The sequence below is a fragment of the Mesorhizobium sp. M0571 genome (assembly GCF_040320985.1).
Lineage (GTDB): Bacteria > Pseudomonadota > Alphaproteobacteria > Rhizobiales > Rhizobiaceae > Mesorhizobium.
Genome location: NZ_JAMYQT010000013.1, coordinates 104,426 through 131,253 on the forward strand (window position 1 = coordinate 104,426; position 26,828 = coordinate 131,253).

Annotated in this window: 27 protein-coding genes; 13 read left to right on the plus strand and 14 right to left on the minus strand. The window is 62.6% G+C overall.

Going from position 1 to position 26,828, the window contains the following annotated elements:
* Positions 1-85: 85 nt before the first annotated feature.
* From phnD to phnE (NKI85_RS17280), 3 genes are read left to right on the plus strand one after another with little or no spacing between them, the layout of a single operon-like run.
* Positions 86-994, plus strand: coding sequence for a phosphonate ABC transporter substrate-binding protein (gene phnD, locus NKI85_RS17270; protein ID WP_352777074.1), 909 nt, complete (start codon positions 86-88; stop codon positions 992-994).
* Positions 995-1,047: 53 nt separating this feature from the next.
* The gene (phnE, locus tag NKI85_RS17275; RefSeq protein ID WP_352525098.1) at positions 1,048-2,004 is read left to right on the plus strand and encodes a phosphonate ABC transporter, permease protein PhnE; all 957 of its coding nucleotides are present in this window, start codon (positions 1,048-1,050) and stop codon (positions 2,002-2,004) included.
* Between the two features lie 2 nt (positions 2,005-2,006).
* Entirely contained in the window at positions 2,007-3,374 is a 1,368-nt protein-coding gene (phnE, locus tag NKI85_RS17280; protein ID WP_352525216.1) for a phosphonate ABC transporter, permease protein PhnE, read from the plus strand.
* 75 nt (positions 3,375-3,449) lie between these two features.
* Here the strand turns inward: phnE (NKI85_RS17280) and NKI85_RS17285 are convergent, their stop codons facing one another.
* The 3 genes from NKI85_RS17285 to NKI85_RS17295 all read right to left on the minus strand — a co-directional run bounded on the left by NKI85_RS17285 (position 3,450) and on the right by NKI85_RS17295 (position 6,781).
* On the minus strand, positions 3,450-4,301 hold the full coding sequence (locus NKI85_RS17285; protein WP_352525097.1) for a sugar phosphate isomerase/epimerase family protein: 852 nt from the start codon (positions 4,299-4,301) through the stop codon (positions 3,450-3,452).
* A gap of 87 nt (positions 4,302-4,388) precedes the next feature.
* Complete coding sequence (locus tag NKI85_RS17290) at positions 4,389-5,576, minus strand: Gfo/Idh/MocA family protein (protein ID WP_352525096.1); 1,188 nt, start codon at positions 5,574-5,576, stop codon at positions 4,389-4,391.
* A 149-nt stretch (positions 5,577-5,725) separates the two neighbouring features.
* Positions 5,726-6,781 carry a sugar phosphate isomerase/epimerase family protein gene (locus tag NKI85_RS17295; protein ID WP_352525095.1) on the minus strand — a complete coding sequence of 352 codons (1,056 nt, stop codon included), beginning with the start codon at positions 6,779-6,781 and terminating at the stop codon, positions 5,726-5,728.
* Between the two features lie 392 nt (positions 6,782-7,173).
* Between NKI85_RS17295 and NKI85_RS17300 the strand changes: the two genes are divergently transcribed.
* Genes NKI85_RS17300 through NKI85_RS17320 form a run of 5 tightly spaced genes read left to right on the plus strand, consistent with a single transcriptional unit; the run spans position 7,174 to position 11,413 of the window.
* Positions 7,174-8,061 carry a sugar phosphate isomerase/epimerase family protein gene (locus NKI85_RS17300; protein ID WP_352525093.1) on the plus strand — a complete coding sequence of 296 codons (888 nt, stop codon included), beginning with the start codon at positions 7,174-7,176 and terminating at the stop codon, positions 8,059-8,061.
* Between the two features lie 55 nt (positions 8,062-8,116).
* Entirely contained in the window at positions 8,117-9,286 is a 1,170-nt protein-coding gene (locus NKI85_RS17305; protein WP_352525091.1) for a mandelate racemase/muconate lactonizing enzyme family protein, read from the plus strand.
* Positions 9,287-9,288: 2 nt separating this feature from the next.
* Positions 9,289-10,005 (plus strand): FadR/GntR family transcriptional regulator, encoded by a 717-nt coding sequence (locus NKI85_RS17310; RefSeq protein WP_352525090.1) that lies wholly within the window; start codon positions 9,289-9,291, stop codon positions 10,003-10,005.
* Position 10,006: 1 nt separating this feature from the next.
* Positions 10,007-10,987 (plus strand): hydroxyacid dehydrogenase, encoded by a 981-nt coding sequence (locus tag NKI85_RS17315; RefSeq protein WP_352525089.1) that lies wholly within the window; start codon positions 10,007-10,009, stop codon positions 10,985-10,987.
* 42 nt (positions 10,988-11,029) lie between these two features.
* On the plus strand, positions 11,030-11,413 hold the full coding sequence (locus NKI85_RS17320) for a DUF6748 domain-containing protein (protein WP_352525088.1): 384 nt from the start codon (positions 11,030-11,032) through the stop codon (positions 11,411-11,413).
* Between the two features lie 26 nt (positions 11,414-11,439).
* On the opposite strand, the gene NKI85_RS17325 is transcribed toward NKI85_RS17320, so the two are convergent.
* On the minus strand, positions 11,440-12,735 hold the full coding sequence (locus tag NKI85_RS17325; protein ID WP_352777078.1) for an amidase: 1,296 nt from the start codon (positions 12,733-12,735) through the stop codon (positions 11,440-11,442).
* A gap of 115 nt (positions 12,736-12,850) precedes the next feature.
* Between NKI85_RS17325 and NKI85_RS17330 the strand changes: the two genes are divergently transcribed.
* Positions 12,851-13,198 (plus strand): GFA family protein, encoded by a 348-nt coding sequence (locus NKI85_RS17330; protein ID WP_352525084.1) that lies wholly within the window; start codon positions 12,851-12,853, stop codon positions 13,196-13,198.
* Here NKI85_RS17330 and NKI85_RS17335 read toward each other — a convergent pair.
* Complete coding sequence (locus NKI85_RS17335) at positions 13,195-14,418, minus strand: MFS transporter (protein WP_352525083.1); 1,224 nt, start codon at positions 14,416-14,418, stop codon at positions 13,195-13,197. The genes NKI85_RS17330 and NKI85_RS17335 overlap by 4 nt on opposite strands.
* Before the next feature lie 91 nt (positions 14,419-14,509).
* Here NKI85_RS17335 and NKI85_RS17340 point away from each other — a divergent pair, with 91 nt between their 5' ends.
* Complete coding sequence (locus tag NKI85_RS17340; RefSeq protein ID WP_352777081.1) at positions 14,510-15,490, plus strand: AraC family transcriptional regulator; 981 nt, start codon at positions 14,510-14,512, stop codon at positions 15,488-15,490.
* A 13-nt stretch (positions 15,491-15,503) separates the two neighbouring features.
* Here the strand turns inward: NKI85_RS17340 and NKI85_RS17345 are convergent, their stop codons facing one another.
* The 8 genes from NKI85_RS17345 to NKI85_RS17380 form a co-directional block, all read right to left on the minus strand.
* Positions 15,504-15,785, minus strand: a complete 282-nt coding sequence (locus tag NKI85_RS17345) for a hypothetical protein (protein WP_352525079.1) — start codon at positions 15,783-15,785, stop codon at positions 15,504-15,506.
* A 249-nt stretch (positions 15,786-16,034) separates the two neighbouring features.
* Positions 16,035-17,138: an ABC transporter ATP-binding protein gene (locus tag NKI85_RS17350; protein ID WP_352777083.1), complete on the minus strand. Its 1,104-nt coding sequence runs from the start codon at positions 17,136-17,138 to the stop codon at positions 16,035-16,037.
* A complete protein-coding gene (locus NKI85_RS17355; RefSeq protein WP_352525076.1) occupies positions 17,138-18,241 on the minus strand; it encodes an ABC transporter ATP-binding protein in 1,104 nt (367 codons plus the stop codon). Before NKI85_RS17355 ends, NKI85_RS17350 begins: the two co-directional genes overlap by 1 nt.
* Positions 18,238-18,459, minus strand: a complete 222-nt coding sequence (locus NKI85_RS17360; RefSeq protein WP_352525075.1) for a hypothetical protein — start codon at positions 18,457-18,459, stop codon at positions 18,238-18,240. The genes NKI85_RS17355 and NKI85_RS17360 overlap by 4 nt, the downstream gene beginning before the upstream one ends.
* Positions 18,456-19,415 (minus strand): carbohydrate ABC transporter permease, encoded by a 960-nt coding sequence (locus NKI85_RS17365; protein ID WP_352525073.1) that lies wholly within the window; start codon positions 19,413-19,415, stop codon positions 18,456-18,458. Before NKI85_RS17365 ends, NKI85_RS17360 begins: the two co-directional genes overlap by 4 nt.
* Before the next feature lies 1 nt (position 19,416).
* Entirely contained in the window at positions 19,417-20,322 is a 906-nt protein-coding gene (locus tag NKI85_RS17370) for a carbohydrate ABC transporter permease (protein ID WP_023675177.1), read from the minus strand.
* A gap of 74 nt (positions 20,323-20,396) precedes the next feature.
* On the minus strand, positions 20,397-21,713 hold the full coding sequence (locus NKI85_RS17375; RefSeq protein WP_023675176.1) for an ABC transporter substrate-binding protein: 1,317 nt from the start codon (positions 21,711-21,713) through the stop codon (positions 20,397-20,399).
* 361 nt (positions 21,714-22,074) lie between these two features.
* A complete protein-coding gene (locus NKI85_RS17380) occupies positions 22,075-22,767 on the minus strand; it encodes a TetR/AcrR family transcriptional regulator (protein ID WP_352777088.1) in 693 nt (230 codons plus the stop codon).
* Positions 22,768-22,874: 107 nt separating this feature from the next.
* Between NKI85_RS17380 and NKI85_RS17385 the strand changes: the two genes are divergently transcribed.
* Genes NKI85_RS17385 through NKI85_RS17395 form a run of 3 tightly spaced genes read left to right on the plus strand, consistent with a single transcriptional unit; the run spans position 22,875 to position 25,373 of the window.
* On the plus strand, positions 22,875-24,071 hold the full coding sequence (locus tag NKI85_RS17385; protein WP_352525069.1) for a Tm-1-like ATP-binding domain-containing protein: 1,197 nt from the start codon (positions 22,875-22,877) through the stop codon (positions 24,069-24,071).
* An 11-nt stretch (positions 24,072-24,082) separates the two neighbouring features.
* The gene (locus tag NKI85_RS17390) at positions 24,083-24,949 is read left to right on the plus strand and encodes a phosphoenolpyruvate hydrolase family protein (protein WP_352777090.1); all 867 of its coding nucleotides are present in this window, start codon (positions 24,083-24,085) and stop codon (positions 24,947-24,949) included.
* A 4-nt stretch (positions 24,950-24,953) separates the two neighbouring features.
* Complete coding sequence (locus tag NKI85_RS17395) at positions 24,954-25,373, plus strand: cupin domain-containing protein (RefSeq protein WP_023675172.1); 420 nt, start codon at positions 24,954-24,956, stop codon at positions 25,371-25,373.
* Between the two features lie 12 nt (positions 25,374-25,385).
* Here NKI85_RS17395 and NKI85_RS17400 read toward each other — a convergent pair whose 3' ends face one another.
* Positions 25,386-26,573: a M24 family metallopeptidase gene (locus tag NKI85_RS17400; RefSeq protein WP_352777093.1), complete on the minus strand. Its 1,188-nt coding sequence runs from the start codon at positions 26,571-26,573 to the stop codon at positions 25,386-25,388.
* Positions 26,574-26,828 lie beyond the last annotated feature (255 nt).

Here is a 26,828-nt window from a genome sequence, read left to right on the forward strand (position 1 = left end):
CGGCCTGATCGCCCGCCCGCGTCAAAGGCACTCGTCAAAATTCGATCGCAACCGGCGCGAGGCCGGATCAAAGGAGAGAGACCCAATGTTTAGGAAGATGGTTTTTGGCGCCGTTTCATTGCTCGCCATCGCTGCAAGTGCCGCTCACGCCCAGGATATCAAGGAATTCCGCATCGGCATCCTTGGCGGTGAAAATGAAGCAGACCGGCTGCGCAACTTTCAGTGCCTCGCCGATCACCTGAAGTCCGAATTCGGCTTCGAAAAGGTCTCGCTGTTCCCGGCCGCCGACTATGACGGCGTTATCCAGGGCCTGCTCGGCGGCACGCTCGATTTCGCCGAGCTTGGCGCGTCAGGCTATGCCAGCGTCTATCTCAAGGATCCGAACGCGGTGACCCCGATCCTCACCACCCAGCAGACCGACGGCGCGACCGGCTATTATTCAATCGGCCTGGCGCTGAAGTCGTCCGGCATCACCGACATAAAGTCGGCAAAGGGCAAGAAGCTTGGCTATGCCGACCCGGATTCGACCTCCGGCTATCTGATCCCGCTGACCCAGATCCCGAAGGACACCGGCGCCTCGAACGAAACCTTCTTCGCCTCGACGCAGTTCAATGGCGGCCACGAGAACAACCTTCTCGCCGTCCGCGACGGCAAGGTCGATGTTGCGGTTGACGATTCCTCGGGCATCGGCGACTTCAAGAACGGCTATACTTCTGGCACCTTCCACAAGGAAATCGCCAAGGGCGCCGTCGACCCCAACGACTTCGTCGAAGTCTGGCGCTCCGGCCTGATCCCGAACGGCCCGCTGGTCGTGCGCACCGCGCGCGGCGGCGATATGAGCGCCAAGCTCGCCAACTTCTTCACCAGCCTGCCGGCCAAGGACAAGCCTTGCTTCGAGGCCATCGAAGGCGGCGATTTCACCGGCTACGTTCCGGTGAAGCCGGACTTCTACAGCGTCATCGTCGAAGCCCGCAAAGCCGCGATCGGCGGCTGAATGCAATTGAAAAGGGCGGCGTTACCCGCGCCGCCCTTTTTGCATACCCGATCATGACCATCTCAGCCACGATCCGTTCAGACACGACCCGGCGGACGGCCGACACCTGGCAACGCCAGACGTCCTTGCGCCGGTTCTACACCGCGCTCGGCGTCGGCTTGCTGCTTGTCGCGATGTGCACAGCCATGTGGTTCGCCGACGAGGCCAATGCCGGACATTTCTTCGATCGGCTACCGCACATACTGGATTTCCTTAGTTGGCTTGTTCCCAAGGACTGCAACGACGTCTGGCGCGCGCTGTTCGACATCGCATCGCCGCACGACAAGGGCAGCCAGGAGTTCAACTTCCCGCTTGGCCGCGTCTATCTCTGGGGCGGTTTTTACCTGCCCGAATATTTCGAGCTGATGCTCACCACGCTTAATGTGGCGCTGGTTTCCACTTTCATAGGCTTCATCTTTGCGGTGCCCTTCTCCTTCATCGCGGCCCGCAATTTGACGCCCAGTCCGGTGCTCAGGCTCGTCGTCAAGCGCTTCATGGAACTGCTTCGCGCCTTCCCGGAGATCGTCATTGCCGGCCTGTTCGCAGCCATCCTCTCGACCGGCCCGGTCGCGGCCATCATCGCCATCGGCCTGCATTCGATCGGCGCCCTCGGCAAGCTCTTCTACGAGATCAACGAAAACGTCGACATGCGCGCCGAAGAAGGCCTGCGCGCGGTCGGTGCCAACTGGTTCGAGCGCGTACGTTTCGCCGGCTTGCCGCAAGTGCTGCCCAATTTCATGTCCTACACGCTGCTCAGGATCGAAATCAATGTCCGCATCTCGACCATCATCGGCGCGGTCGGCGGTGGCGGCATCGGCGAGGAGCTGAAGCTCTCGATCTCGCGCGGCTTCGGCGCCAAGACACTGGCACTGGTGCTGCTGTTGTTCACCACCATCTTCCTCGTCGACCAGTTCTCCGCCTGGCTTCGTCGCAAGCTCGTCGGCGATCAGGCATTTATGATGCGCGCTTGAGCATGGCCGCGATGACCGCCGATGAGATGCAGTCGATCGAGGAGCGCTTTCCCCAAGTGTTCCGGCGGCCCGTGCACAAACGCTTCGGCCCGCTGGTTCTGTTCGCCGGCATCCTGCTCTACCTCGTCTACGCCTTGTGGTTCTTCAGCCTGCCGCAAGTGCTGAGGGAATCGCACTGGGAACGCCTGCCGCTCTTCCTGACGCAATGGATCAGCTACGATCTGCAGCCGGAATTCCGTCTCGACCAGCCTCAGATCACGCCCAAATACCCGCGTTTCTCGGCTCTTGGCGAAGATCCCCATCCCGACTGGGTCATCACCAATGCCCACGGTTCCTACACCATCCTGATCGACGGCCGGGCCAAATCGGTCACCTTCGACAAGACCGAGGCGATACTGGTCGCCAATGGCCAGACGGTACCGGTGTCGTTGACCAGCGGCAAGCCGGTGATATCCGGCCCCGTGCCGGACTGGATCACCGCACACGACGATGAAATCGTTGCCAGGATGGGCTTTGCCGGCGAGGTCCGCATAACCGTCGATCGCGTCAAAGTCCGCAAGCGCTTCCTCGGCTGGGCGAATTTCGTCTTCGACACACGCTCGCCCTTCTTCAGCAAGTCGCCCGGCGAGGTGGTTTCGTTGCTGATGTCCGGACCCGAGCTCAAGCCGGGCACATCGAACATTGCGCTGGCCGCCGACAATATCTGGTACAATGCCCAATGGCAGCATGGCGACGTCTGGACGAAGCTGTTCCAGACCATCGTCATGGCATTTCTCGGCACGCTGCTCGGCGGCATCGTCGCCTTCCCGCTCGCCTTCTTCGCCGCCCGCAACATCACCCCGAGCGGCCTGCTTAGCCAGGTGCTCAAGCGCTTTTTCGATTTCATGCGTTCGGTCGACATGCTGATCTGGGCGCTGTTCTTCACCCGCGCCTTCGGCCCCGGCCCGCTGGCCGGCAGCGCCGCGATCTTCTTCACCGAGATCGGCACGCTCGGCAAAGTCTATTCGGAAGGTCTCGAGAACATCGACGACAAGCCGCGCGAGGGCATCCAGTCGACCGGCGCCAACGGCTTGCTGGTGCAGCGCTATGGCGTGCTGCCGGAAGTGATCCCGGTCTTCATCAGCCAAACGCTCTACCAGTGGGAATCCAACACCAGGGGCGCGACGATCATCGGTGCTGTCGGTGCCGGCGGTATCGGCCTGAAGCTCTGGGAGGCGATGCGCACCAACTCCAACTGGGCCAATGTCTTCTACATGGTGCTGCTGATCCTGCTCGTCGTTTTCATCTTCGACAACATTTCCAATTTCCTGCGCCGCCGGCTGAGCAGGACGATCCACGACTACAACCGGATTCAGGCCGGCCAGGGGTGATCACCACGATTGGCCGCAGGTCTCCACGCCTTCGTCATCCTCGGGCTTGACCCGAGGATGACGAAGGAACAGTTGCTATGCCGCCTTCTTCCAGCCGCTCGTGATATGCCTGTAGCCGTCGCGGTAGACAGCTTCCGGGCTTTCCGAAAAGTCGCGCCACACCTTGGTTGCTGCCGCCAAATCCTTCAGCGAACGGCCGAACGCCTCGATCGTCAGCCAATCGTCATAGCCGCTCTTGCGGATAGCGGAGAACGTCTCCTTCCAGGGGACGTGGCCGCGGCCCGGCACGCCGCGATCGTTCTCCGAAATGTGGATATGGACGACGTTTTTGCGATTGCGCGTATAGGCGCCGATCGGATCGGCCTCTTCGATATTGGCATGGAAGGTGTCGTACATCGCCTTGACGTGCGGCCGGTTGATCGCGTCGATATGCTCCGACAGGTCGTCCATCGTGTTGAGCAGATAGCATTCGAAACGGTTGAGCGCCTCCAGTCCGATGGTAATGTTCTTGTTGCCGGCATGGTCGCCGATGGCACGTTGCGAGGCGACCGAGCGCTTTTTCTCAGCCGCTGTCGGCCCGCTGCCGGAGAAGGCCCCGAGCGTCGAATGCAACGGGCCGCTCAAGGTGTCCGCGCCAAGCGCTTGAGCGCAATCGATCGCCCATTTCATGTAGTCGATACCGGCCTTGCGCGTCGAGGCATCCGGCGAGATCAGGTTCATCGCCGGATCGCCCATCGCCGAGACCGCGGTGCGTTCCAGCCCGATGCGGTCGAGCAGCTCACCGAGCTTCTTGTAGTCGTCCGGCGTGCCGGCAAAGACCGGTATCTCGACGCCGTTGAACCCGGTCGCCTTGATGTCCCTGAGCAGCGGCTCGTGTTTTTTCAAGACACTGGTCGTCCACAACAGCATGCACATGCCGATTTTCATCGACGCCCCTCTCCCATCATTCGCTCGATCACCCGAGGAGTGGTGAGATTCAGATGAGGCCGGCCTCATCTGAATATCACCATCCCTTCAGAGCTTCGTCCACGCCCCATTCTTCGTGGACGACTTCACGCAGGCCTCGATGAAGGCCATGCCTTCGACGCCGTCCTGTACGGTCGGGAAGACGACATCCTTAGCCGGCTTGCCGCCCTCTCTACGTGCTGCACGAATCGCCCGCGCGGCCTCCTGGTAGATGTTGGCGAAGCCTTCGAGATAGCCTTCCGGATGGCCTGGCGGAACGCGGCTGACGCGCCCGGCGACGGGAAGTGCGCCGGCGCCATTTCGGGTGATCAATTGCTTTGGCTGGCCGAACGGCGTGTACCAGAGATAGTTCGGGTCGGCTTGCACCCATTCAAGCCCGCCCTTCGATCCGTAGATACGCAATTTCAGCCCGTTCTCGTGGCCGGGCGCCACCTGGCTTGCCCAGATCATGCCCTTGGCCGGGTGCGACTTGCCGACCGGCTTGAAGCGCAGCAGCACGTTGATGTTGTCGTCGAGCAGCCGCCCCGGCACGAAGGCGTCGAGATCGGCCGACAGTGAATCGAGCTCCAGCCCGGAGACGAAACGGGCGAGGTTATAGGCATGCGTGCCAATGTCGCCCAGCGCACCGCCGGCGCCGGCCTGCTTGGGGTCTGAGCGCCACGCCGCCTGCTTCTGGCCGGTGGCGGCCAGGTCTTCGGTCAGCCAATCCTGCGGATATTCCGACTGCACGATGCGGATATCGCCGAGCTGTCCCTTGGCCACCATCTCGCGTGCCTGCCGTACCATCGGATAGGCGGTGTAGTTATGCGTCAGCACGAACACCTTGCCGGTCTTTTCGACCAGCGCCGCCAGCTTGTTCGCCTCGGCCAGCGTCGTCGCCAGCGGCTTGTCGCAGATGACGTGGATGCCGGCCTCGAGAAAAGCCTTGGCGGCCGGCACGTGCACATTGTTCGGCGTGACGATGGCCACCACCTCGATGCCGTCCGGCCGCTTGGCCTCTGCCTTGGCCATCTCGGCATAGGAGCCGTAGCTGCGTGCCGGATCGAGCCCGAGCTCGGCCGCAGAGGCCTTGGCGCGCTCCGGATCCGACGACAGGGCACCGGCAACCAGCACGAACTCGTTGTCCATACGCGCCGCGATGCGGTGCACCGCACCGATGAAGGCGCCTTGTCCGCCGCCGACCATGCCGTAGCGGATCGGACCGCCCCCCGTTTCCGCCTTCGATGCGCCAACCATGATTTTCTCCCTCGTTGTTCGTTACCCTCCCCCTTGCGGGGCGGGTCGACGCGTAGCGTCGGGGTGGGGTCGTAAAGGCAGAGTTCGGCATGAACCGACCCCACCCCGCCCTGCGGGCCACCCTCCCCTCAAGGGGAAGGGAAGCAGCGCTAAATACCCATCATGCCGCGCAGCACCTTTTTGTCGGTCGTGCCGCCGGCGAAATCGTCGAATGCCTTTTCCGTCACCCTGATGATGTGATGCTGGATGAAGGGGGCCCCTTCCGCAGCACCATCCTCGGGGTGCTTGAGGCAGCATTCCCATTCCAGCACCGCCCATGAATCATAGTTGTATTGGGTGAGCTTGGAGAAGATGCCGCCGAAATCCACCTGCCCGTCGCCGAGCGAGCGGAAGCGCCCGGCGCGGTTGGTCCAGCTCTGGTAGCCGGAATAGACGCCTTGCCGCCCGGTCGGGTTGAACTCGGCGTCCTTGACGTGGAATGCCTTGATCCGCTCGTGGTAGATGTCGATGAATTCGAGATAATCGAGCTGCTGCAACAGGAAGTGCGACGGGTCGTAGTTGATGTTGCAGCGTTTGTGGCCGCCGACCGCATCGAGGAACATCTCGAAAGTCGCGCCGTCGAACACGTCCTCGCCCGGATGGATCTCGTAGCCGACATCGACGCCGTTCTCGTCATAGACGTCGAGGATCGGCTTCCAGCGCTTGCCGAGTTCGGCAAATGCTTCCTCGATCAACCCCGCCGGCCGCTGCGGCCACGGGTAGAGATAAGGGAAAGCCAGGGCACCACAAAACGACACCGACGCCTTGAGCCCGAGATTGTTCGACGCCTTGGCGCCGAACTTCATCTGCTCGACCGCCCATTGCTGCCTGGCTTTCGGATTGTTGTGCACCGCAGGTGGCGCGAAGCCGTCGAACTGCGCGTCATAGGCCGGATGCACCGCCACCAGCTGCCCCTGCAGATGCGTCGACAGTTCGGTGATCTCGACGCCGGCGTCGGCGCAGACGCCCTTCACCTCGTCGCAATAGGCCTTGGAGGACGCCGCCTTCTCGAGATCGAACAGTCGTGCATCCCAGGTCGGGATCTGTACGCCCTTGTAGCCCAGCCCGGCTGCCCATTTGGTGATCGAGCCCAGCGAATTGAACGGCGCGGCATCGCCCGCAAACTGCGCCAGGAACAGACCAGGGCCCTTCATCGTCGTCGGCATCGGCATCTCCCTATGTTTCACGACCAAGCATAGCGCCGATTGAAAACAGGGCCAGCCTCTTTGGTCTCTTTGCACTGTGCGCTTCGTACCGCCATTCTGGTATTACCAAATGTCGAAATCTGGTCAAGCCATTTGACGCGCCACCGGAGCTTTGCAACCATGCCGAGTTGCGCCACATATTCCAACGTAATCAATGGTGTAGACGAGAAACAGCGCGTCATGGCAGCACTTCTTGCCGTCCAGATGAAATTGCTGTAGACCTCCCATCAGGCCCAATTGGTCGAACCAGTTTGCAAAAAAGCTGGGACGCCTTGGGGAGGAATCATGCGATGGGCTCCGGCAGAGCGCGTTGCAGGCGAACTGGTACAGGCGAATTCTGGGAAGGATAGACCATGCATCTTTCGACGCACAATTGGATGCGGGCGGAGCCGTTGGAAACGACGCTCAAACGCATCAAGAAATTCGGCTATGAGTCGATCGAGATTTCCGGCGAACCCGAACAGTACAAGCCCAAGGAAACGCGCGCGCTATTGAAGGAGCACGGCATCCGCTGCTGGGGAGCGGTGACGCTGATGCTGGGCGAGCGCAATCTCGCCGCCAAGGACCAGGGCCAGCGCGAGCGCTCGGTGCAATACGTCAAGGACGTGCTGACTATGGTCAGCGAGCTCGACGGCGAGATCATCACGCTGGTTCCCGCCACCGTCGGCAAGGTCGTGCCGGACGGCACCGAGGAAGAGGAATGGAAATGGGTGGTAGACGCCACCCGGGAATGCTTCACCCACGCCAAGAAGGTCGGCGTCAAGATTGCGGTCGAGCCGCTCAACCGCTTCGAGACCTACCTGTTCAACCGCGGCGCCCAGGCGCTGGCGCTGGCCGATGCGGTCAGCCCCGATTGCGGCGTCTGCCTCGACGCCTACCACATCCACATGGAAGAATTTAACGTCTACGACGCGATCCGGCAGGTCGGCGAGCGCCTCTACGACTTCCATGTCGCCGACAACAACCGCTTCGCCGCCGGCCTCGGGCAGATCGACTGGCCGAAGATCGTCGGCACGCTGAAGGAGATCGGCTATGACGGCGCGCTGACCAACGAATTCGTCGCTCCTGTCGACCGCACGCCGGCCGCCCCCTATCCCGACATGGTCGAACGCAACCCCGTCGACATATCGCCGGAGCAGCTGAAATTCATTCAGGACCACGGCTCCAGCGTGCTCACGGAGAAATTCTACACCGACCAGATGCGCATCAACGCGGAAACGCTGCTGCCGCTGATCAAGTAGCCGAGCCGTTTGGAATGAGCCCTTCCGCCTCACCGCGGCCGCGCCGAGGATGAACATGCGCATCAAGACGGTCCAAGCCTGGTGGATTCGCATACCGATCGAGGCCGCGAAGCAGCACCGCAGCGACTTCGGTCAGGTGGCGACGTTCGACGCCGCCATCCTGCGCATCGAAACCGACGACGGGCTGGTCGGCTGGGGCGAAGGCAAGAATGCCGCCGGCAGCGCCGGCAGCTACGGCGCCCTCGTCCATTTGCTGAACCACGAGGTCGGCCCACAGCTGGTCGGCCTCGACCCGGCCGACATCGGCGTCATCTGGGAGATGCTCTACAATGGCGTCCGCCACGACAGCGCCGCCCGCGCCGGCCACGCCATGCCGCAACTGGCACGACGCGGCATGAGCATCGCCGCTATCAGCGCCGTCGACATCGCATTGTGGGACATTCTTGGCAAATCGCTCGGCGTTCCGGTCTGGCGGCTGCTCGGCGGCCGCAAGCTGGACCGCATGCCGGCCTACGCTTCCGGCGGCTGGGCCACTGCGGAAGACATCGGCGACCAGCTGCAGTCCTACATCGCCAAGGGCGGCTTCAAGGCGCTGAAGATGCGGGTAGGCGCCATGGACGGCGCCCCGCACGTCTCCGCGGCCCGCGTCCGCGCCGCAAGACAGGCGCTCGGTCCCGATGTCGACCTGATGGTCGACGCGCACGGCACCTACACGGTGGCCGAAGCCAAGCGCTTCATTCATCTTGCCGGCGACCTCGATCTCGCCTGGTTCGAGGAGCCGGTGATTGCCGACGACAAACCTGGCATGGCCGAGGTGCGCGCCTGCGGCTCGATCCCGATCGCCACCGGCGAAAGCGAGGCGACACGCTATGCCTTCCGCGACCTCGCCGTGCTCAGATCCGCCGATATCTTCCAGCCGGATCCGGCCTTTTGCGGCGGCATCAGCGAGGCGATGAAGATCGGTACCATCGCCAGCGCCTTCAATCTGCGCTTTGCACCGCATCTTTGGGCCGGTGCGCCCTGTTTCTTTGCCGGGCTGCATATCTGCGCCGCATCGCCGGCGAGCTTCACCGTCGAATATTCGCTCGGCGCCAACCCCATGATCCACGATCTGATCGAAGAGACTGTCGAAGCAAAGGACGGTATGGTAGCGATCCCTGATAGACCCGGGCTGGGATTCACCATTTCGGAGCGGTTCCTGGAGGCGCACGCGCAACACGGCTGACAATGAAAGAAAAGAACCTTCTCGCGGAACTCGCCGCCTATCTGTTCTCCCATTCGGACAAGGAGACGGGCCGCACGCCGTCGGAGCGCGAACTGGCAGAGCATTTCAGCGTCAGCCGCGGCCAGATCCGCGAGGCGTTGGCCATTCTCGAGGCCATGCGCATCGTCGAGCGACGGGCGAAATCCGGCATCTACATCGATACAAAGCAGGCGAGCGTCGAGGCGATGGCGCTGTTCGCCCGCGCCGGCCTGCCGCTCGATCCTGTCCAGATCTACGAGACGGTCGAGTTGCGCAAGATCCACGAGATCAAGGCCGCCGAACTTGCCTGTTCGCGCGCCACCGAGGAGAATTTCGAGCGGCTGCGCGAGATTCTGAAGGCCTCTGAGGAGCGTATCGCCGCCGGCGAAGGCCTTGCCAGGGAAGACCGCGAGTTCCACCTCGAGATCGTGCGCGCGACCAAGAACAGCGTCTTCCACAATGTCTGCAGCGTCTACTACATGATGGGCGAGCTGCGCCTGCCGATCTATTTCAACGATCCCGAACGCAGCGTGCGCTCGCATGCCGAGCATATCCAGATCTATGAGGCGCTGCTGCGCCGCGACGGCAATCTCGCCCAGGCGCTGATGAGCGCTCATCTGCAAGGCGCGGAAAGCTACTGGAAGGGGCTGATCGAAGGGCGTGAGGCGGAACCGCACAGCCCAGCGCTCGAAAAGGCCTGAAATGCCCAAGATCCTGTCGACACACAGACTGCACCCTCGTGCCTCTTCCATGCTGACAGGGGCCGGCGAACTCGTCGTTGCTTCCGCTCTCGACGCGCACACGCTGGCCGCCGAGGCAAGGGACGCCGATGTCATCATCGTTCGCGCTCCCTTGCCGGCGGCGCTTTTCGAAGGCGCGACGAAGCTCAGGGCCGCGATCCGCCACGGCGCCGGGCTGGACATGGTGCCGATGGAAGCGGCCAATGCGGCCGGCGTGCTGGTGGCGAACGTGCCGGGAGTGAACGCGCGGTCGGTCGCCGAATATGTGATGTTCGCGGCACTGGCGCTGCTTCGGCGCTTTCGTGTGTTGGACCGCGATCTGCGGGCGAAGGGCTGGCTGGCCGGCCGCGAACATACCGTCGTGGCCAGTGAGCTTGCCGGCAAAACAATCGGCATCGTCGGCCTCGGCGCGATCGGTCAGGCGGTTGGTCATATCGCGGCACATGGTTTCGATCTGAATGTGGTGGCGACGACGCGCAGCATGCGGCCGGCGCCGGAAAGGGTCGGCTTCCTGTCGATCGACGCGCTGATCGAGCAGAGCGACGTCATCGTTCTGTGCTGCCCGCTGACGCCGGAAACGCGCGGGCTGATCAGCCGGGAGCGTATTGACCGAATGAAGCCGGATGCGCTGCTGATCAATGTTTCGCGCGGGCTGGTGATCGATGACGACGCCCTGATCGAGGCCTTGCAGAAGGGCCGCATCGGCGGCGCCGCGCTCGATGTTTTTGCGACACAACCGCTGCCGCCCGACCATCCTTATTTCGGCTTCGACAACGTCATCGTCACCCCGCATATGGCTGGGATCACCGAGCAGTCGATGATGCGCATGGGCGTCGGCGCGGCGGGCGAAGCTTTGCTGGTGCTGGCCAACAGATTGCCGGTCAATCTGCGCAACCCCGAAGTGGTCGAGCACTACCGGCGACGGTTCTCTGTCGATCTCTGAGAGCGCCTCAATTTTCCCGAATTCGTCAGCGACGTTGCCAGCATGGGAAACGCCGCAAAAATCCTGCTGACCGCCGGTTTCTGCATGGCAACGGCGCAGGCCTTCGCCAACGAACAGGGCAGCTACGTGTTCTGCGACAACGGCCTGCGCTGCGTGGCGGCACCCTGTCCATCCAACAGCGCGCTCGACCTCGCCACCGGCAAGATCGTCAAGGGTGTTTCGATCGACATCGATCGTTTGCCGCAGCAAGACAAGGCGCTCGATCTTTCGGACAAGCTTTACGCCGGCAAGGTCGTTGTTGTCGGCTTCATCGAGAACCGCATCCGGACATTCAACGGCAAGCAGTATACTTTGCCTTGGCTGGTCGCCACCGGCATCGAACGCGCCGCCAAGGACAGCGAGCGCGGCCACTGCTCGTCGCGCTGACACGCCGCCACACACGCGCTACCATTTTAATTTGCAAGCAGCGCCTCGACTCCTGCGGCGATGCGCAACAGGTGGTGGTCATGGCCATTGCGCGCCACCAGCATCAGCCCGGCCGGACGCGTCATTCCCGGCATTGGCAGCGAGATGGCTGATAGATCGAACTGGTTGGCGACCTGCGTGTTACGCAGCAGAAGGCCTTCCATCCTGTTGCACAACGCTTCGTCGCCCGTCATCGACACGATCGTCGGCGCCGTCACTGGCGTGGTCGGGAGGGCCAACACGTCGACCGCCGCCAGCCGCTCGTCCATCGCAGCGGCCAGCGCCGTGCGGTGGCGCATGGCCCTGATATAGACCGTAGCCGGCATGGCGAAGGCGCGCGACAATGGCCCGCTTACCCGCGGGTCGACCGGCGTCGCCGCTCCTGTCGCCAGCCACTCGGCATGGATCTCCGCCCCTTCCATTGCTGCGATCGACGCGCGTTTGGTTGCCGCGCGCAGCTCGGCAAGCAGGTCGTCGATCGACATCTCCACAGGCCGCGCGCCGTTAAGCCCCATCTTGCGAAGGCATCGGTCGAACGCCGTCGCGACCTCTTCCTCCGTATCATCGAACAGCACGCCGTGCGGAATGCCGATGCATAGGGCGGCCAGCGGAAGCGGCGACAGTGCTCTCGGTTCTTCGCCCCCCATCACCGCGTCGGCCGCCGCACATTCGGCGACGGTGCGGGCCAGCGGACCGATCGAGTCCAGTGTGGCCGACAGCGGAAACGCACCCGCGAGCGGCACGCGCCGCGCCGTCGGTTTGAAACCGACGACGCCGTTCAACGACGCCGGAATGCGCACCGAACCGCCGGTATCGGAACCGATGGAGATTTCGCTGGTGCCTTCGCCGACCGAAACCGCGGCGCCTGAGGACGAGCCGCCCGGAATACGGCTGGCATCACTTGCATTGCCGGGCGTGCCGTAATGCGGATTGACGCCGATCGCGGTGAAGGCGAACTCGGTCATATTGGTCTTGCCGAGGATGACTGCACCGGCTTGGCGCAACCGCCGCACGACAAGGGCGTCCCGCAGCGTGGGCGCAGCGGTGGCAAGCAGCAGCGAGCCCGCCGTGGTCGGCTCGCCGGCGACATCGAACAGATCCTTGATCGAGACGATCGCCCCGTCGAGCGGCCCGAGCGTGATGCCGGCTTTTCGCCGCGCATCGGCGGCGTCGGCCGCCGCCCGTGCAGCTTCCGGGTAGAGCTTTACGAACACGCTTTCATCGTCGGCGCGAGCGGCAAGCCGCGAGAGAATTGCTTCGAGGCGATCACGGGCTGATTGCATTTTCGGTGTCGGACTCCGCACGCCTGCAACGTCTTAAGGTAGCCAGCAACTGGCCGCAGGAGACATAACCCGGCACGGTCGGATTTGCACCTGTCGAACCGAAGGAGGAAGCCCGATGCTCTACAAAGGCAGCTGCCACTGCGGCAAGGTCGCGTTCGAGGTCGAAGGCGAGCTGACCGGAGCCGTGCGGTGCAATTGCTCGATCTGCTCGCGCAAGGGTGCGCTGCTATGGGCAGTGCCGCATGAGAGCCTGCGGGTGCTTGCCTGGGGCGATGATCTCGGCCGCTACAGCTTCGGCGCCCATGTTATCGCCCACCGCTTCTGCCGGAGCTGCGGCATTCACCCCTTCGCCGAGGATGTCGGCGAAGGGAGCGGGCGAAGTGCCTACATCAATATCCATTGCATCGACGCGTTGGACCTAGCCGCCGTGCCGGTCTTCGACTTCGACGGTCGTTCGGTTTAGGCCTCAGAATTGTCGATCGGCTTCGGGCCAAGGAAGAACGCCGCCAGTGCCGCCAGCAACGTCGCCGCCCCGCAATAGGCGAAGGCGCTGGCAACGCCGGTATTGTCGACCAGCAGGCCGCCGAAGACGGCGCCCAACGCGATGGCGACCTGGAACGTCATAACCATGAGCCCGCCGGCGCTTTCCGCCTGATCGGGGGCGGCCCGCACCAGCCAGGTCTGCAGCCCGACGGGGACGGCGCCGAAGGCGAAGCCCCAGCTGGCCACCGCTATTGCAGCCACTACGGGTGAGCCCCCGACCACCAGCAGCAGGAGTGCCGAAAACGCGATCAGCAGAGGCGCCAGGCTGACGGCTGCCTTGAGGCTGCGTTCGGCGATGAAGCCGCCGGCAAAATTGCCGAAGAAGCCACCGATGCCGTAGGCGAGCAGCACCAGAGAGATCGTCTCGATGTCCAGCGCGGGCACCTTCTCGAGAAACGGGCGGACATAGGTGAAGCCGGCAAAGTGTCCCGAGGCGACCAGCAGTACCACCAGCAGTGCTACCCTGATCATCGGCCGCTTCATCACCTCCAGCAGCGTACGAAAACCTGCTGTACCTGCAGGCGGCAATCGCGGAATGGTAGCCACCTGCACCAGCAGCGCCAGCGCGCCGACCACGGCGGCGATCATGAAGGCCGTCCGCCATCCCCAGATGTCACCGACATAGGCACCGACCGGAGCCGCGCAGACCGTCGCCACCGAAACGCCAGTGAGGATGATCGACATGGCGCGCGGCATCAGCCGCATCGGAACGAGCCGCATCGCCATGGCTGCCGACATCGACCAGAAGCCACCGAGACTGATCCCGAGCATGATGCGGGCGATCAGAAGAACGGGAAGCGACGATGCAAACGCGGCCACCAGGTTTGACAGCACGAGCAGCACCGTCAGCGCCCACATGACCAGCCTGCGGTCCAGCCGCTTGGTGACGATAGCCATGGTCGGCGCCGCTATTGCGCCAATGACGGCCGTCGCCGTTACCGCCTGCCCGGCGGCGCCTTCGGTGATGCCGAGATCCTGCGCAAGCGGCGTCAGCAGGCTGGCGGGCAGAAATTCCGCAGTCACCAGGCCGAAGACACCGAGCGCCAGGGAGACCACCGCCCCCCATGCGGGCTCGGATCGTTCGCCGGTTTCCGACGGGTCGAGAACGGCGTCCATGACGCCTGTCGCGGGTTCGGTCATGAATGATCTCCGATCTGGTTGCAGCGCAGCATCTGGCTGCAGTGCAACATAGGGAGTGACTGTCTGGAGTTTCCATGCTAGAAACACCATTATGTTTGACCGTTCGTCCAAAATCCCCACCACCGGCGATCCGCTGACGGACATATTGCGCGGATTGCGTCTCGAAGGCGTCGATTACGGCCGTTGCGAGATGAAGGAGCCCTGGGGCATCCATTTTCCGGCTCAGGCGGCAGCACGGTTTCATTTCATCGGCCGCAAAGGCTGCTGGTTGCTGCAGCCGTCCGGCGAATGGGTCGAGCTCAAGGCGGGCGACGCCGTGTTGTTGCCGCGCGGCTCAGCCCACACGCTGGCGAGTGAACCGGGCATCGAGGCGGCGCCGATCCACGGCTATGAGGTCGAGGAGATCTGCAAGGATGTCTATTGCATGTCGAATGACGGCGTGCCGGGCTGCCGGCCAGGGACCTTGCTGTTTTTCGGCAGCATGTATTTCAATCTCGATGGCTTGCACCCATTGCTCGGCATGATGCCGGACGTGATGCGCGCGCACGAGCTGGAAGCCTATGAGCCGGGCATCCCGCATCTGCTGGAGGCGATGGCCCGCGAGGTGACGATGGAGCGCGTCGGCTCCGGCGGCATCCTGGCGCGGCTGGCCGATGTGCTCGCCGCAACCGTCATCCGCTCATGGGTCGAACGCGGCTGCGGCGACTCCTCCGGATGGATTGCGGCGGTGAGGGACCGCGAGATCGGCCGGGTGCTGGCCGCGATCCACTTGGAACCGAACCGCGACTGGACGGTGGAGGCTCTGGCAAGGATGATGGGCGCGTCGCGATCGGGTTTTGCCGAGCGCTTCGCCACCATCGTCGGCGAGACGCCGGCAAAGTATGTCACGCAGGTGCGGATGCACCAGGCGCGGCAATGGCTGGTCCGCGACCGGCTGAAGATTTCCGTCGTCGCGGCGCGCCTCGGCTACGAATCCGACGCCTCTTTCAGCCGCGCCTTCAAGCGGGTCATCGGATCGCCGCCCGGCCATTTCCGGGCCGAGGAACAGGCGGAGATCCGCCAGGCCGGCTAAAAACTGGCCGAGCTCATTGCTCGGTGATGCAGGCCGAGCCGGCGCTGCTCTTGCAATATTTGCCGGAAGCCCCGCATCTGCCATCCGAGACTTCGACGACGGTGCCGCTCAACAACAGCTTGCAGTCGCTGGTGGACAGATTGACCGTGCCGTTAAGGCCTTTGATCTTCTTGGCGTCCACCTTCGCGCCGGCGACAACTTTCTTGGCTGCCTGCGCCTCGCTCAGATGTGCGGACGACAATCCCATACCCGCGACAAGCAGGATAGTCGCAAAACTGCGGAACAGATTTCCCATAGCCAACCCTCCGTATTTGGGCCTCCGAATTTGGGCATGCAAAGCCCTTTTTGGGACCGAAGGATCAGCCTATTCGACAAATCGGAGCATCCGCATCCCCCGTACGGGGGGATGACGAGAGACTAGAGCTTTTTGCAGCCACATGGAATCACTTGGCGTCGCACAAATTCGGCTAAAACAAATAGATAGAGCGGATGCACGGTTCAATTTGAACGCATTCCGCTCCAGCTGCGGCAAAGAGGCTTGTACTTAGCCGGCGTGACGCAGGCTTATTCCGCTGCCCTTGTCGAACAGCACCACCTTTTCCGGGTTCCAGGCAAAGCGCACCGGCTGCTCTATCTGCACGTCGGTCCTGGCCGGCACAGTGGCGCGCAGCATGGTGTCGCCGACCCGCAGCGTCAGGATCTTCTCCACGCCATGGTTCTCGACATCGTGGACCCGCGCCTCAACCGGCGCGCCGGTCTCGAGATAGACGTCCTCGGGACGAATACCGAAGACGAGCGGGCGACCGTCGGTCGCCACGCCCGTCTTGGCACCCCCCGAAGTCTTGGCACCCCCCGCAAGCGGCAATTCGAAATTCAGCGGTGCCATCACCGCACGTCCGTTAACGAGCTTGCCGTCGATGAGGTTCATCGGCGGCGAGCCGACGAAGCTCGCCACGTAGGTGTCGCGCGGATTGTTGTAGATCTCGTACGGCGTGCCGGTCTGGACGATGCGGCCATGGTTGAGCACGCCGACCTTGTCACCCATCGACATCGCCTCGATCTGATCGTGCGTCACGAACAGGAAGGTGGCGCCAAGCTGCATCTGCAGGTTCTTCAATTCGGTGCGCAGCGCCTCGCGCAATTTGGCGTCGAGCGCCGACAACGGCTCGTCCATCAGGAATACCCTCGGCTTGCGCACGATGGCGCGGCCGATCGAGACGCGCTGCATCTCGCCGCCTGAAAGCCGGTCGGTCTTGCGATCGAGCAGATGCTCGATCCGCAGCGTCCTGGCAGCGCGGTCGACACGATCCTTGATCTCGGCGTCGGGCAGCCGGCGGATCTTCGGCTTTAGCGGAAATTCGAGATTTTCGCGCACCGTATAGCGCGGATAGAGCGAATATTGCTGCAGCACCAGGGCCACGTCGCGCTCCGCCGCGCCCCAATCGGCGACATCGACGCGGTCGATAAAGACCTGACCTTCGCTCGGTTTTTCCAGGCCGGCAATCATGCGCAGCGTCGTCGTCTTGCCGGCGCCGGTCTCGCCGAGCAGGACGAAGAACTCGCCGTCGGCGATGTCGAGATCGAGCCCGGTCAAGGCGGTGTGGTTGCCGAATTTCTTTGAGATGTTCTTGAGCTGGATGTGGGCCATCAGAGTCTCACTCCCAGCGACTTGCCGCTCGCCGTGTCGAAGAAATGCGCCTGGGCCGGATCGATCCTGGCGAAGACCCTTTCGCCGGGGCCGCCGATGAAGCCGCTCTTGGTGCGCGCGCGCAGCATCTTGGAGCCGACCTTGAGGTCGACGATGTCGAACGACCCGAGCGGCTCGACGATCTGCGTCTCTACCGGCAGGAACCCTTCGGCTGCTTCGCGGCGGACGAGAACGCCTTCCGGCCGGATGCCGAGCGCGAGCTGGCCGCCGGCATGGCCGTTGAGCTTCGACAGCAACGCACGCGGGAATTCGAAGCCGGCGGCCGCATCGCCGACCGTCACCGAGGCCGACGAGGCTTCCTCGGTCACCGAAGCGTCGGCGACGTTCATCACAGGGCTACCGACAAACTGCGCGACGAAAAGATTCGCCGGATGCGAATAGACCTCGTCCGGCGAGCCGACCTGCTGCAGCACGCCCTCATGCATGATGACGATCCGGTCGGCGAGGCTCATCGCCTCGATCTGGTCGTGGGTGACGTAGATGCTGGTCGAGCCCTGCTTGATGTGCAGCCGCTTGATCTCGGCCCGCATCTCCTCGCGCAGCTTGGCATCGAGTGCCCCGATCGGCTCGTCCATCAGCATCGCCTTCGGCCGCCGCACCAAGGCTCGGCCGATCGCGACGCGCTGCATGTCGCCGCCCGACAGCGCCGACGGTTTCTTGGCGAGGAGATCGCTGATCTGCAGCGTCTTGGCGACCGAGCGCACCTCGCTATCGATCTCGGCCTTGCTCTTGCGCGTCGCTCTCAGTGGAAAGGCGATGTTCTCGTAGACGCTCATATGCGGATAGAGCGAGAACGATTGGAAGACCATGGCGATGTCGCGGTCGGCGGCCTTGAGGTGCTGGACCGGCTTGCCGTCGATGAGGATGTCGCCGCCGTCGATCGTCTCCAGTCCGGCAACGGCCCTGAGCGTCGTCGTCTTGCCGCAGCCCGACTGGCCGAGCAGCACGATGAACTCGTTGTCGTCGATCTTCAGGTTGAGGTCCTTGATGACCTGGACGGCGCCGAAATATTTCTGGACGCCGCGAAGCTCGATCTGGGTCAATGCTGTGCCCCCGGATTTGCCCCTTGCCCGGTGCCGGCCTTCTCCTCCGGCGCGATCTTGGAGGTGATGTTGAAGCCGATCAGGCCGATCAGGATGATAGTCACGCCGTAGCTGTGCAGCAGCATATGCCATGGCTGGCAGAGCGCGATGATGCCGAGCACCATCAGCACCTGGCTGCCCGGTTCGAGATATTTCTGGTTGATGGCGCGAAAGCTCATTTGCGGATCGCTCCGAAGGACATGCCGCGCAACAGGTGGTTGCGAAGCAGGAAGGTGAAGATCGCGACCGGCAGCAGGAACAGGAAGGTTCCAGCAGCGATCACCGTCCAGTCCGGCAGGCCGGAGCCGATCTGGCTGGGGATGAAGGGCGGTGCTGTCTGGGCACGGCGGCTGGTCATGATCAGTGCGAAGGCATATTCGTTCCACGCCGTGATAAAGCAGAAGACGGCGGTGGCGGCGATGCCGGTGGCGGCCTCCGGCAGCACGATCTTGAAGAAGGCTTCCATGCGCGTGTAGCCGTCGACCAGGGCCGCCTCCTCATATTCCTTCGGGATCTCGTCCATGAAGCCTTTCATCAGCCAGACCGAGAAGGACAGGTTGAAAGCGGTGTAGAGGATGATCAGGCCGAGGTGGGAATCGTTGAGGCCGACCGCCCGGTACATCAGGAACATGGGGATGGCGACGACCACCGGCGGCAGCATGCGCGTCGACAGGATGAAGAAGAGCAGATCCGCCTCTCCCTTCACCCTAAAGCGCGAGAAGCCGTAGGCGGTGAAGGTGCCCATGCCGACCGCCAGGATGGTCGAGGTTATGGCCACGATCAACGAGTTCATGAAGCGGCTCGGATAGCCGGACCACTGCACCTGGCCCTTGCCGTCACGCACGATCTTTTCGCCGCCGTCGAAGACGACGCGCTCCCACCAGGGAGCGGCTGCATACTCCTCCGGCGACGCTGGGTTGCGTAGCTGCGAGCGCTTGGTGAACAGCTTGACGAAGGGCGATATTTCCGGCTGGAAGACGACCGTCGGCGGGATGGTAGTGGCGAGATTGCGCGGCTTGAACGCCGTCGAGGCAATCCAGTAGATCGGCGCCAGGAAGATGATCGTCACCAACAGGACGGCGACGATTGCAACGCGATTGAAGCCGATTTCGGAGGAGGTGCGCACGGCAGCCATCTCAGCGCTCCTTCACCTTGTTGAGGTATTTGACATAGATATTGGTGATAGCCAGCACCATGATCAGCACGATGTAGGCGAGTGCGCAGGAGCGCCCGGTCTGCCATTCTTGGAATGCCATCTTATAGAGCCGGATCGAGATCAGTTCGGCCGTCGGCTGGCTGGTCAGGATGTAGGCGAGATCGAAGGTCTTGAATGCCTCCATGGTGCGGAAGATGACCGCGATCATCAGGATCGGCGCCACCAGCGGCAGCGTGATGCGGAAGAAGGTGTAGAACGGCCCGGCCCTGTCGATCGCGGCTGCCTCGTAGAGATGCTTGGGCACGGCCGACAGGCCGGCCAGCGACAACAGCATGACGAAGGGCGACCACATCCAGATGTCGGTCAGCGCGACCGCATAGAGCGCCATTTTCGGATCCGACAGCCACTCGAAGGTGCCGAGGCCGAGCGCATAATTGATGATGCCGAAGGACGGATCGTAGAGCAGCTTCCAGAACAGGCCGACGACGGCCATCGACAGCATCATCGGCAACAACAGGAGCGTCGTCAGCAGGCCCTTGAGCGGAATGTCGCGGTTGAGCAGCATGGCCACGCCGAAGCCGACGAGCAGCTGGCCGGCGACTGAGATGATGACGTATTTCGCGGTGATGGCGAAGTTGGACCAGACATAGGGATCGCCGAGCAGGTCGCGATAGTTTTGCAGCCCGACGAAATTCGCCGCCGCGCTGGTCGAGGCGCGGAAATCGGTGAACGAATAGCCCAGCGAATAGATCAGCGGGAAGATGTTGAAGACGATCAGAAACAGGATCGTCGGGATGATGAAGAGATTGCGGATCGAAATGTCGCTGAGACCGCGAGCGGCGGCCCGCGAGGACCTGTCCAGCGTGGTGATCATCGTGGTCGCCAAGACCCTGCTCCCGGTTCAAAAATCAGAAAAAGAAACGGAGGAGGCACGAACGCCCCCTCCGTGAAACTTCATACTTATTGGCCGCGGCCGTATTTCTTGAAGGTCGCGTTCCAGTCGGCTGCCAGTGCGTCCAGCGTCTCCTTGGCGGTGCCTTCGCCGCCGATCATGTAGGGGTAAACGCGCTGGTTGAGCTGCTGCAGCAGTTCGGCATATTCCGGAACCGCCCAGAAGTCCTTGACCTTGAACATGGTCTCGTAGAACGCCTTGTTGTACGGCGTGGCGTTCTGGAATTCGGGCGACTTGAGCACGGCGGCACTGCAGGTGTAGCCGCCGAGCGCTGCCCATTTCTTCTGGGTCTCGTCCTTGATGAACCATTCAAGGAACTTCGTCGCCTCTTCCTGCTTCTGCGAGTAGGAAACGATGGAGATGCCCTGACCGCCGAGTGCGGCGAACTGGTCGCCGCCAGGTCCGGCAGGATTGGCGAAGAAGCCGGTGTTCTTGGCGTTCGGGTTCGACGCCTCGTTGATCAACGAGGGAAAGAACGCGAAGTAGTTCATGCTCATGGCGGCCAGGTTTTCAGTGATCGCCTGGTTGTCCTCGACGAAGAACGACTTGGCCCAGCCCGGAGGCGTGAACTTGTAGAGTTCCTTGTAGGCGTCGAGCGCCGCGATCGCCTTGTCGGAGTTGATGAAGCCATCGACCTTGTAGGTCTTATAGTCACCCAGCTCGCCGCCAAAGGAGAACAGCGCGTTCTCAAAACCCATCGCCATCGCGTCATAGGAATTGTCGGTGTAGATGGCGATGCCGTATCGCTTCTGATCCGGCCGGTAGAAGAATTCGGCGATGTCGCGCAGCGCCTTGAAATCCTTCGGCACGTCGAGATCGTAGCCATACTTGGCCTTGAAGGCTTCCTTTTCCTTGGGGTCTTCGAACCAGTCCTTGCGGTAGGACCAGCCCACCGCATCGCCTTCGAGCGGAATGGCCCAGTACTTGCTGCTGCCGCCCGGATATTCGGCATAGTATTTCACCGTCGCCGGCGCCATCACTTCGCCGACCTTGTGCTTGTTGAAGAAGTCGGTCAGGTCGACATAGTGGCCACCGGTCGAGCCGGCGCCGAGCCATTGCGAGTCGCCGACGACCATATCATAGGCGTCGCCATGGGCGTTGAACTCGGTGAAGGCCTTGGTCTGGAAGTCGGGCCACGGTGTGGTTTCCACTGTGATCTTGACGCCGGTTTCCTTCTCGTACTCGTTGCCGAGTTCCTGCAAGTAATTGGCCGGATCCCATTCCGCCCAGAATATGGTGAGTTCCTTTTCCTGCGCGTAGACGGACGTTCCGCAGGCGAGCACTAAGCCGATACCAGCAAGCACGCTGGTCATTGTCTTGCGCATAATGATTTCCTCCCTTGTGCGCATTCTACCGTTCATGAGAACCGGCAGCGAGGCCGGCCCTGGTAGTCCTCCCGTGACGGCACCGTTCCGGTTTGTGAGCCTCCTCGCTCGACCGAAACGGATCTCAGCCTTCACCTTTGATCCGCTTTATTTATTCTAATCTGGTATTACCAATTTCAGAGGCACGTCAAGCCCTTTCTTGGCCGATGGCGGGCAGGCTGGCAAGTCGGTTTCCGCAGTATCTCCCTGTTTTCCCTGAATTTTCCTACTATTTGATATACAAGGGCCTTGCCTGGACCGCTGCATCGCCAATAGTATGGGTATGCAGGGTGCAAATCTGGTCGAACCAGATTGGCGTCATCTAGCGGCCGTCGCCGGGTGCGATCCCATCTCCTTCAATCATCGATTCCGTCACCGCCGCGCGTACCAGCGCGCTGGCTGCCCATTGCGCGACCGACATCATCCTGCGGCTATCCAATCCCCATATATCCTTCAATACGATCAGCATCTCAACGCCGAAGATCAGCGACAGCGCTTGCGCGAGCCGCTTGAATTCGCGCGGCGGCAACCGGCCCTTGAGCGGCGCGATCGCATCCTTCAAAAGCTCGACGCGATGGCCGCGCGTGAAGGTCGGCTCACCGCCCAGCGTGCCTGCCTGTCGCTGCGCCCACTGGTCGAGCGACAGTTTCAGCGCCGCCTTGAACGTCGCCTCGAAGGCCTCGATGCGCGGCATGGCGGTTTCGAACAGCTCGGCTATCCGGCGCTCGGGATCGGTAGAGTTCGATCGCCAGGTGAGGATCGGCCCAAGCCCTTCGTCGACCACCGCCTGCACCAGCGCCGCCTGGCTCGGAAAATACCGATAAGCGGTGGCGCGGGAGACTTCCGCTGCTTCCGCGACCTCGCTGACCGACGGCGTGGCGCCCGCCTGCATCAACCTTGTCGCCGTCTCCAGCATCAGCCGCCTGGTGCGGGCGCGGGGCCCGCGCTCGGCCCGCGGGTTCGCCCCTTGGCCGGCATCGTCGTTCACAGTCGCTTGTTGACGTGAGACATCCATGTCAATACGATACGCGCGTCTCAAAAAATTGCAATGGCCCTTCGCGCCGTCGAACGGCCGGGCAACGGGGCGGCAGCGCCGAGCACGCCCAAGACCGGGGAAACGCGATGAAGCGCATCTATGTGGTGGGCACCGCCGACACCAAGGGCGAGGAGCTCGCTTTTCTGGCCGATGCGGTCGCCGCAACCGGCGCATCGATTGCCCGTGTCGACATCGGAACACGCGAGGCGACCGTGCCGGTCGATGTTTCGGCAGACGAGGTCGCCAGCCATCATCCCGGTGGCCGCAATGCCGTGCTCGGCATCGACGACCGCGGCACATCGGTGGCGGCAATGGCCACCGCCTTCGCGCGGTTTGTCCAGTCGCGCAGCGATATTGCCGCGATTATCGGCATTGGCGGCGGTGGCGGCACCTCGATCATCACCGCAGGCATGCGAACGCTGCCGCTCGGCCTGCCCAAGATCATGGTTTCGACTTTGGCTTCCGGCGACACCGCGCCCTATGTCGACGTCTCCGACATCGTCATGATGCCGTCGGTGACCGACATGGCCGGCCTCAACCGGCTTTCCCGTGTCGTGCTGCACAATGCCGCCCAGGCGATATCAGGCATGGCGGCGAAGCCGGCCCCGCCGCCTGACGGCAGACCTTCGCTCGGCCTCACCATGTTCGGCGTCACCACGCCATGCGTGACGGCGATCGCCGATGAGCTTCGTTCGACCTATGACTGCATGGTCTTTCACGCCACCGGCACCGGCGGCCGCGCCATGGAGAAGCTTGCCGATAGCGGCCTGTTGTCCGGCGTCATCGACATCACCACGACGGAAGTCTGCGACTTTCTGTTGGGCGGCGTGCTGCCGGCGACCGACGATCGCTTTGGCGCCATCGCCCGCAACAGGCTGCCCTATGTCGGCTCGGTCGGCGCGCTCGACATGGTCAATTTCTGGGCGCCGCCGACAATTCCGGAACGCTATCGCAGGCGGCTGTTCTACGAGCACAATCCAAACGTCACGCTGATGCGCACCACCGCCGACGAAAGCCGCACGATCGGCGAATGGATCGGCACAAGGCTGAGCCTCTGCGAGGGTCCGGTTCGTTTCCTCATTCCGGAGAAAGGCGTGTCGGCGCTCGACATCGAAGGCGGCGCCTTCTTCGATCCTGAAGCCGATGCGGTGCTGTTCGAGGCGATCGAGCGCACGATCAAACCCGACAAGAAGCGCCGCGTGCTGCGCCTGCCGCTGCACATCAACGACCCGGAATTCGCCTGGGCTGCGACAACGGCCTTCCTCGACATCGCCAGACAGTGAGACACCAAGACATGCCCGCCATACCGCGCAAGAAAATCCTGGAAAAATTCCGCAAGATGATCGGCGACGGCGTGCCAATCGTCGGCGGCGGCGCCGGCACCGGCCTCTCGGCCAAGGCCGAAGAAGCCGGCGGCATCGACCTGATCATCATCTACAATTCCGGCCGCTACCGCATGGCCGGGCGCGGCTCGGCCGCCGGCCTGCTCGCTTATGGCAATGCCAACGAGATCGTCAAGGAAATGGCCTACGAAGTGCTGCCGGTGGTGAAGAAGACGCCGGTGCTGGCCGGCGTCAACGGCACCGATCCCTTCGTCATCATGCCGCTGCTGCTGGCCGAGCTGAAGACGATGGGCTTTTCCGGTGTGCAGAACTTTCCGACAATCGGCTTGTTCGACGGCCAGATGCGGCAGAGTTTTGAGGAAACCGGCATGGGGTTCGGGCTCGAGGTCGACATGATCGCCGAGGCACACAAGCTTGACCTGTTGACCACGCCTTATGTCTTCAATCCAGACGAGGCGCGCGCCATGACAAAAGCCGGCGCCGACATCGTTGTCGCCCATATGGGGGTGACCACCGGCGGCTCGATCGGGGCAACCTCGGCCAAATCGCTGGACGACTGTGTGAGGGAAATCGACGCCATCGCCGAAGCGGCACGCTCAGTGCGCGAGGATATCATCCTGCTTTGCCACGGCGGACCGATCTCGATGCCGGACGACGCCAAATATATTCTTGAGCGTTGCAAGAGCCTGCATGGTTTCTACGGCGCCAGTTCGATGGAACGGCTGCCGGCGGAAGCCTCGATCGCGAGACAGACGGCGGATTTCAAGGCCGTCACGTTCGGCGCGGCACAAAAAAACAGCAAGAAAAACAAGGGATGAGACGATGACGGACAACAGCAAGGTGTTCGTATACCCGAAGGACGTCAGCGCCTTCGGCTTCGACTGGGGCAAGCTGTCGCTGACGATCGCTCCCGAAGTGAACGGCGCGACGCGCTTTTCCGGTGGTGTCGTCGACCTGCCGTCGGGCAAGGGCCATACGCGTCATAACCATCCGGGTGCCGAGGAGATCATCTTCGTCATCTCAGGCAATGGCGAGCAGATGGTCGAGGACGAGAAGGGCAACCCGGTCGTCGAGAAGGTCGGCCCCGGCTGCACCATCTATGTGCCGGAAAGCCGCTTCCACTCGACGCTCAACACCGGCGACGGGCCAATGCAGCTCTTCGTCGTCTATTCGCCGGCCGGGCCGGAACTGGCACTGCGGGATTTGCCGGATTTCACGCTGCTGCCGCCAGGCGGGAAGTGAGATAGAAGGCGCCTAAGCCCCGCCCCTGTTCCAGCCCCTGCCCCGGTCGCCGAACATGACATAGCCGGCATCGGTGACCGCCACCGTATCCTCGAGCTTGATGAAGCCGCGTGTCGGGTGGAGCATGGTCGTCTCGACCGAGAGCACCATGTTCTTCTCCAGCGGCTTTTCGGCATAGGTGCCTTCATACGTCACCGGATGGTTGGTCATCAGGAACGGCGCTTCATGCGTGATCAGCCCCATGCCGTGCGCGAAGAAATCGGTATAGGGCGCAACCTTGGATTTCTTCAGCACGCCTTCGGCATGAGAAATCATGTCACCGCCCAGCGTGCCCGCCTCGACTTTGGAGAAGGCCGCCTGCTGCACCGCCTCGACCTCGGCCAGCAGATCCTCGAGTTCAGCGTCCGGCTCGCCCAGAATGCCCATGCGGCAGAGGTCGCCGATATAGCCGTGGTAGTTGCCGCCGGAATCGATCGACATCACCTCGCCCTTCTTCCACGCCTGCGGCGACGCGGCGCGGTTGTGGCTGGAGCCTAGCGTCAACAGGCAATATTCGAAATGCGCGCCGCGATTGGTCTCCTCGCGCCTGAGCTGCTCGATGATCTCGCTCTTGCTCGTGCCTTCGCGGGCCCAGCCAATGGTCGCCAGCATGGAATCGGTGATCAGTTCCGAGGCGATGCGCAGCTTCTCCAGCTCCGCCTCGGTTTTGATCGCCCGCATGCGCTCAAGCATATGCGTCGCGTCGATCAGCTTGGCGTCCGGCAGTGCGTTGCGGATCAGCATATAAGCGTCGGACGGCAAAAAGCCCGGTTCGATGCCGATGCGGGCATTGCCCTTGCCGATCTTCCGCAAATGTTCGACCGCGAGATTGGCGGCATCGAGTGTGCCCCAGCAGGCGGCATGCAGTGTCGGCGTCCAGAACGGGTGGTTCTGGTGCTCGCCGCCCTCCATGCGGTTGCCGATATAGGCGGCATGCTCCGGGCCGCCTTTCTCATAGACGACAACAGGCAAATAGCGGCTGTGGCCGATCGCATCCATGGCGGCGAAGAAGATGAACTTGTAGCCGCCAAGCAGATATTGCGTGTTGTGCTTGGATGTGGCGAGCAGCACGTCGATGCCGGCCTCCTCCATCAGCCCGTCCACCCTGGCCTGGTCGAACGGCACGCTGCCGACGGCATTCTTGCCCGGGCCAATGTTCATGTCTCTCTCCCTGAAATCCCTTAGCCAGCCGCTCGGCGGCGCCAGCTTTTCTGGCTCTGATCCTCGGCTATGCTTAAATCTGCATCATTTTGCCCGATCTGGTCCAGCCAGAATGGGCGAACGAGCCCCAAAAGCTCCTTCACTTGCTGCCTTCCAGTCTGGTCCTGCCAGAATCCGCGCATCGAACCGTTTCTGTACAACTGGTCCAGCGGACGGAAATTTCAAAGCCACGTGAGGATGCGCCAATTCCGTCTC

Coding starts and splice junctions, on each gene's coding strand:
- NKI85_RS17325 (WP_352777078.1), bottom strand. CDS start 12,735: ATGCAATCAGCCCGTGATCGCCTCGAAGCAATTCTCTCGCGGCTTGCC.
- NKI85_RS17380 (WP_352777088.1), bottom strand. CDS start 22,767: ATGGATGTCTCACGTCAACAAGCGACTGTGAACGACGATGCCGGCCAA.
- NKI85_RS17385 (WP_352525069.1), top strand. CDS start 22,875: ATGAAGCGCATCTATGTGGTGGGCACCGCCGACACCAAGGGCGAGGAG.
- NKI85_RS17350 (WP_352777083.1), bottom strand. CDS start 17,138: ATGGCCCACATCCAGCTCAAGAACATCTCAAAGAAATTCGGCAACCAC.
- NKI85_RS17335 (WP_352525083.1), bottom strand. CDS start 14,418: ATGACCGAACCCGCGACAGGCGTCATGGACGCCGTTCTCGACCCGTCG.
- phnE (WP_352525216.1), top strand. CDS start 2,007: ATGGCCGCGATGACCGCCGATGAGATGCAGTCGATCGAGGAGCGCTTT.
- phnE (WP_352525098.1), top strand. CDS start 1,048: ATGACCATCTCAGCCACGATCCGTTCAGACACGACCCGGCGGACGGCC.
- NKI85_RS17300 (WP_352525093.1), top strand. CDS start 7,174: ATGCATCTTTCGACGCACAATTGGATGCGGGCGGAGCCGTTGGAAACG.
- NKI85_RS17330 (WP_352525084.1), top strand. CDS start 12,851: ATGCTCTACAAAGGCAGCTGCCACTGCGGCAAGGTCGCGTTCGAGGTC.
- NKI85_RS17315 (WP_352525089.1), top strand. CDS start 10,007: ATGCCCAAGATCCTGTCGACACACAGACTGCACCCTCGTGCCTCTTCC.
- NKI85_RS17285 (WP_352525097.1), bottom strand. CDS start 4,301: ATGAAAATCGGCATGTGCATGCTGTTGTGGACGACCAGTGTCTTGAAA.
- NKI85_RS17290 (WP_352525096.1), bottom strand. CDS start 5,576: ATGGTTGGCGCATCGAAGGCGGAAACGGGGGGCGGTCCGATCCGCTAC.
- phnD (WP_352777074.1), top strand. CDS start 86: ATGTTTAGGAAGATGGTTTTTGGCGCCGTTTCATTGCTCGCCATCGCT.
- NKI85_RS17345 (WP_352525079.1), bottom strand. CDS start 15,785: ATGGGAAATCTGTTCCGCAGTTTTGCGACTATCCTGCTTGTCGCGGGT.
- NKI85_RS17310 (WP_352525090.1), top strand. CDS start 9,289: ATGAAAGAAAAGAACCTTCTCGCGGAACTCGCCGCCTATCTGTTCTCC.
- NKI85_RS17395 (WP_023675172.1), top strand. CDS start 24,954: ATGACGGACAACAGCAAGGTGTTCGTATACCCGAAGGACGTCAGCGCC.
- NKI85_RS17365 (WP_352525073.1), bottom strand. CDS start 19,415: ATGGCTGCCGTGCGCACCTCCTCCGAAATCGGCTTCAATCGCGTTGCA.
- NKI85_RS17375 (WP_023675176.1), bottom strand. CDS start 21,713: ATGCGCAAGACAATGACCAGCGTGCTTGCTGGTATCGGCTTAGTGCTC.
- NKI85_RS17340 (WP_352777081.1), top strand. CDS start 14,510: ATGTTTGACCGTTCGTCCAAAATCCCCACCACCGGCGATCCGCTGACG.
- NKI85_RS17390 (WP_352777090.1), top strand. CDS start 24,083: ATGCCCGCCATACCGCGCAAGAAAATCCTGGAAAAATTCCGCAAGATG.
- NKI85_RS17360 (WP_352525075.1), bottom strand. CDS start 18,459: ATGAGCTTTCGCGCCATCAACCAGAAATATCTCGAACCGGGCAGCCAG.
- NKI85_RS17400 (WP_352777093.1), bottom strand. CDS start 26,573: ATGAACATTGGCCCGGGCAAGAATGCCGTCGGCAGCGTGCCGTTCGAC.
- NKI85_RS17320 (WP_352525088.1), top strand. CDS start 11,030: ATGGGAAACGCCGCAAAAATCCTGCTGACCGCCGGTTTCTGCATGGCA.
- NKI85_RS17305 (WP_352525091.1), top strand. CDS start 8,117: ATGCGCATCAAGACGGTCCAAGCCTGGTGGATTCGCATACCGATCGAG.
- NKI85_RS17295 (WP_352525095.1), bottom strand. CDS start 6,781: ATGCCGACGACGATGAAGGGCCCTGGTCTGTTCCTGGCGCAGTTTGCG.